The organism is Arthrobacter sp. Y3223164, from assembly GCF_059091005.1.
The window spans coordinates 1-1,413 of record NZ_JBNHGF010000554.1 but is presented as its reverse complement, the minus strand read 5'-3'; the positions used below and the strand labels follow the sequence as shown (position 1 = coordinate 1,413).

Sequence of the window (1,413 nt, the reverse complement as noted above, 5' to 3'; positions counted from 1 at the left end):
CGCGGGGTCGTCGTCGACCCCCCAGTGCTCGCGGAACCGGCCCGGATCCAGGGTGGCGCTGGGACCGGCCTGCGTGATGTACGCGCTGACGTCGAAGCCGATGCCGCCGGCGCCCAGCACCGCCACGGTTTCACCGAGCTGCCGGTGGTCGCGCAGCACGTCCAGGTAGCCGAGCACGCTCGGGTGGTCCACGCCGTCCAGGTCAGGGACCCGCGGCAGCACGCCGGTGGCGAGGACGACCTCGTCAAACCCGCCTTCGGCCAGGGCCGCCGCCGTGGCCCGGGTCTTCAGCCGCACCTCCACGCCGAGCAGTTCCAGCTGGCGGCTGAAATAGCGGATGGTCTCGTGGAACTCTTCCTTGCCCGGAATCTGCTTGGCCAGGTTGAACTGGCCGCCGATGCCGTCCGCCGCTTCAAAGAGGGTGACGCGGTGCCCGCGCCTGGCCGCAGTGACGGCACAGGCCAGCCCGGCCGGCCCGGCCCCGACCACGGCCAGCGATTTGGGCGCGGCGGCGGGCGCGATCAGCAGTTCGGTCTCGTGGCAGGCCTGCGGATTGACCAGGCAGGAGGTGGTCTTGCCGACGAAGGTGTGGTCCAGGCAGGCCTGGTTGCAGGCGATGCAAGTGTTGATCTCGTCGGCCCGTCCGCGCGAGGCCTTGAGCACGAATGCCGGGTCGGCGAGCAACGGGCGGGCCATGGACACCATGTCGGCGTATCCGTCGGCCAGCAGCTGTTCGGCGGTATCGGGGCTGTTGATCCTGTTGGTGGCTACCAACGGAATTCCGACGGCGCCCATCAGCCGGCGGGTGACCCAGGAGAAGCCGGCACGCGGCACCGAGGTGGCGATGGTCGGCACGCGGGATTCGTGCCAGCCAATGCCGGTATTGATGATGGTGGCCCCCGCCGCTTCGACTCCGCGGGCCAGTTCGGCGACTTCCTCGAAGGTGGAACCGCCTTCCACCAAATCCAGCATGGACAGGCGGTAGATGATGATGAAATCCTCGCCCACCCGTTCGCGGGTCCGGCGGACAACCTCCAGCGGGAAGCGGATCCGGTTCCGGTAGCTGCCGCCCCAGCGGTCGGTCCGCCGGTTGGTGCGGGCGGCGATGAACTCGTTGATCAGGTAGCCCTCGGACCCCATGATTTCGACGCCGTCGTATCCTGCTTCGCGGGCCAGCGCGGCCGCGTCCGCGAAGTCCTCGATGGTCTGCCCGATCTCCGGTTCGCTGAGCCCGCGGGGCGTAAACGGGCTGATCGGGGCCTGCAACGGGCTGGGCGCTACCGGCTCGGGATGCGCGGCGTAACGTCCGGCGTGCAGCAATTGCAGCGCTATCCGCCCACCTGCGGCGTGGACGGCGCCGGTAACGATCGTGTGGCGGGCGGCCTCCTCCGCCGTCGTCATCATGGCGCCGCC

The 1,413-nt window shown here is 69.7% G+C and carries 1 protein-coding gene; it reads right to left on the bottom strand.

The genetic code is table 11. From position 1 onward, the window contains the following. Positions 1 to 1,413, bottom strand: a 1,413-nt coding sequence (locus AC5RUJ_RS16335; RefSeq protein ID WP_494156256.1) for a 2,4-dienoyl-CoA reductase FMN-binding domain-containing protein, incomplete at both ends; no start/stop codon positions are given.